Annotated in this window: 3 protein-coding genes; all 3 read left to right on the top strand. The window is 63.2% G+C overall.

What is annotated here, in order from left to right; all coding sequences use genetic code 11:
• Positions 1–1041, top strand: a 1041-nt coding sequence (gene recA, locus A3764_RS12590; RefSeq protein WP_067951639.1) for a recombinase RecA, incomplete at its 5' end; no start/stop codon positions are given.
• Between the two features lie 50 nt (positions 1042–1091).
• On the top strand, positions 1092–1601 hold the full coding sequence (locus A3764_RS12585; protein ID WP_067927917.1) for a hypothetical protein: 510 nt from the start codon (positions 1092–1094) through the stop codon (positions 1599–1601).
• 87 nt (positions 1602–1688) lie between these two features.
• Positions 1689–3817: alanine--tRNA ligase (gene alaS / locus A3764_RS12580; protein ID WP_067951638.1), on the top strand; the 2129-nt coding region annotated here is incomplete at its 3' end.

Below are 3817 nucleotides of genomic sequence, written 5' to 3'. Positions count from 1 at the left end.
AACAAGAAGAGCGCGGAAAAGCAAAAGGCGCTCGACAGCGCGCTGGCCCAGATCGAACGTCAGTTCGGCAAGGGCTCCATCATGAAACTGGGCTCGCAGGGCGCGGTGCAGGACATCAGGGCCAGCTCCACCGGGTCGCTCGGCCTTGATATCGCACTTGGAATCGGCGGGTTGCCCATGGGCCGGATCATCGAGATCTATGGTCCCGAATCCTCGGGCAAGACCACCCTGACTCTGCATTGCGTGGCAGAGCAGCAGAAAGCGGGCGGCGTCTGCGCCTTTGTCGACGCGGAACATGCGCTCGATCCGCAATATGCCCGCAAACTGGGTGTCGACATCGATGAATTGCTGATCTCCCAGCCCGATACCGGTGAACAGGCGTTGGAGATTACCGATACGTTGGTGCGGTCGGGCGCCGTCAACATGGTGATCGTCGATTCCGTCGCGGCCCTGACGCCCAAATCGGAACTCGAAGGGGACATGGGCGACAGCAGCGTCGGCGTTCAGGCCCGCCTGATGAGCCAGGCGATGCGCAAGCTCACCGGCTCGATCAGCCGCTCGAACTGCATGGTGATCTTCATCAACCAGATCCGCATGAAGATCGGCGTGATGTTCGGCTCCCCCGAAACCACCACGGGCGGCAACGCGCTCAAGTTCTATTCCTCCGTTCGGCTCGATATTCGCCGGATCGGCGCGCTGAAGGACCGTGACGAGGTCGTCGGCAACGCGACCCGCGTCAAGGTCGTGAAGAACAAGGTGGCGGCACCCTTCAAGCAGGTCGAATTCGACATCATGTATGGCGAAGGTATCTCCAAGATGGGCGAATTGCTCGACCTCGGCGTGAAAGCCGGCGTGGTTGAAAAGTCCGGCTCTTGGTTCAGCTATGGCGACGAACGCGTCGGGCAGGGGCGTGAGAACGCCAAGCAGTTCCTGAAGGACAACCCCGCCATGGCGATGGAGATCGAAGACAAGATTCGCGCGGCCCATGGCCTCGACTTCGGTGCCTCCGACATGGAAGACGAAGCGTTGCTGGACGATTGAACGTGACAGCCGTCACCCGCGATCAGCTTGACCGGGCACTGCCCGACATCATGGCCGCCCCCTCCGATGGGGCGGCAGTCGAGATGCTGTGCCTGCGGCCGGGCTACGGTGCACGAAATTTCGTCGATCAAATAGAAGTGACCCGTGCGCAGGGCATCCCCGGTGAACGCTGGCAGACCGCCCCATGGATGAAGCTGCCCGATGACTCGCCGCACCCGGGGATTCAGGTCTGCATCCTGCAGAAGCGCGTGCTCGACCTCGTCTGGACGGACCGGGAAAACACAGTGCACCCCGGCGATACCTTCATCGTGGACATGGACCTTTCGCGGGCCAACCTGCCCGAAGGGCAATTGCTGGACGTCGGCAGTGCTGTTCTGCGGGTGTCGGAGGTGTTCAACGACGCCTGCGTGAAGTGGAAAGTCCGCTACGGCGTCGATGCCAAGGACTGGATCACCGTGCCGGAACATCTTGATCTGCGGCTGCGGGGTATCCTCTGCAGCGTGGAGACGGACGGCGTGATCCGCAACGGGGACCGGATGTTCAAGCTCCCGAAGGACTGAGCGGGCAGTTGGGTCACTTTGGCCTGTGGACAGCTTCGGCTCGCACAGGTATCTGATCGTGACCATTTTCGCGGCCAAAGGTACCCCATGAAAACCCTGAACGACATCCGCACCACCTTTCTGTCCTATTTCGACAAACAGGGCCATGCCGTGGTGCCGTCCGGTCCGCTGGTACCGCGCAACGATCCCACGCTGATGTTCGCCAATTCCGGCATGGTGCAGTTCAAGAACCTGTTCACCGGGGTCGAAACCCGGGACTATTCCCGCGCGACCACGGCGCAGAAATGCGTGCGCGCCGGCGGCAAGCACAACGATCTGGACAATGTCGGCTATACGGCGCGGCATCATACCTTCTTTGAAATGCTGGGAAATTTCAGCTTCGGCGACTATTTCAAGGCCGAAGCCATCGAATTCGCGTGGACCTTGCTGACCCGTGATTTCGGCATCCCGAAAGAGCGGCTCTATGTTACCGTCTACCACACCGATGACGAGGCCGCGCAGCTTTGGAAGAAGATCGCGAACCTTCCGGATGAGCGGATCATCCGCATTGCGACGGATGACAACTTCTGGATGATGGGTCCCACCGGCCCCTGCGGCCCCTCGTCGGAGATTTTCTACGATCACGGCGACCATATCTGGGGCGGCCCTCCGGGCTCCCCCGAAGAGGACGGCGATCGCTTCGTGGAGATCTGGAACCTCGTCTTCATGCAGTATGAACAGTTCGAGGACGGCACCCGGCGGGAGCTCGCCGCGCAATCCATCGATACCGGCATGGGGATCGAACGGGTCGCCGCGCTGCTGCAGGGCACGAACGACAATTACGCCACCGACCTCATGCGCAACTTGATCGAGGCGAGCGCGGATGCCAGCAACACCGACCCCGATGGCCCCGGCAAGACGCACCACCGGGTGATCGCCGATCACCTGCGCTCCACCTCCTTCCTGATTGCCGACGGGGTCATGCCGTCGAACGACGGGCGCGGCTATGTGCTGCGCCGGATCATGCGCCGCGCCATGCGTCATGCCCATCTTCTGGGGGTGAAGGACCCGCTGATGTATCGCCTCGTGCCCGCACTCGTGGGGAAAATGGGCGCGGCCTACCCGGAGCTTGGCCGGGCCCAATCGCTGATCACCGAAACGCTGCATCTTGAGGAAACCCGGTTCAAGCAGACGCTGGAACGCGGCCTGCGCCTGCTGGAGGACGAGTTGCGCGACCTGCCCGAAGGCGCCCCGCTTCCGGGGGAGGCGGCGTTCAAACTCTACGATACCTATGGCTTCCCGCTCGACCTCACGCAGGATGCGCTGCGCGAACAGGACCGTACCGTCGATACCGAAGGCTTCGATGCCGCCATGGCCGAGCAAAAGGCCAAGGCCCGCGCCGCATGGGCCGGCTCCGGCGAGGCGGCCGATGCCAGCCATTGGTTCACGGTCGCCGATAAACACGGCGCCACCGACTTCCTCGGCTACGACACGGAGACCGCCGAAGGCCAGGTGATCGCCATTGTCGAGGACAACAAGCTCACAGACACGGCCAAGGAAGGCGCCGAGGTTCAGGTGGCCCTGAACCAGACGCCTTTCTACGCCGAAAGCGGCGGCCAGATCGGCGACACCGGTATCATCCGCACCGAGACCGGCCAGATCCGTGTGACCGACACCCGCAAGGCCGCGGGCGTTTTCGTGCATCACGGCACCGTCCTGCGCGGCCATGTCGAACAGGGGCAGGCCGCGGTGCTGGAGGTGGACGGCGCCCGCCGCGGCGCGATCCGCGCCAACCATTCAGCCACCCATCTGCTGCACGAAGCCCTGCGCGAAACGCTGGGCGATCACGTGTCGCAGCGCGGCTCGCTCAACGCGCAGGACAGGCTGCGCTTCGACTTCAGCCATTCCAAGGCGCTCTCACAGGACGAACTTTCCCGCGTGGAGGAGGAGGTGAACCGCTTCATCCGCCAGAACGCCCCCGTTGAAACCCGGATCATGACGCCGGATGACGCCCGCGGCCTGGGCGCGCAGGCTCTCTTCGGGGAGAAATACGGCGACGAGGTGCGCGTTGTCTCCATGGGCCGCAAGGACGGCTCCGGCAAGGGTGCTGACAAGGCGACCTATTCGCTGGAACTCTGCGGTGGCACCCATGTGCGCCAGACCGGGGATATCGGTGCTTTCGTCCTGCTGGGCGACAGCGCCAGCGCCAGCGGCATCCGCCGCATCGAGGCGTTGAC

This window comes from Sulfitobacter sp. HI0129, from assembly GCF_001635395.1.
Lineage (GTDB): Bacteria > Pseudomonadota > Alphaproteobacteria > Rhodobacterales > Rhodobacteraceae > Sulfitobacter.
Note: the sequence above shows the minus strand (reverse complement) of the source record. Positions and strands in the feature narration are given on the sequence as shown.

What these genes read in the sequence shown, in the direction of transcription:
- A3764_RS12585 (WP_067927917.1), top strand. Translation starts at nt 1,092, where the DNA reads ATGGCCGCCCCCTCCGATGGGGCGGCAGTCGAGATGCTGTGCCTGCGG.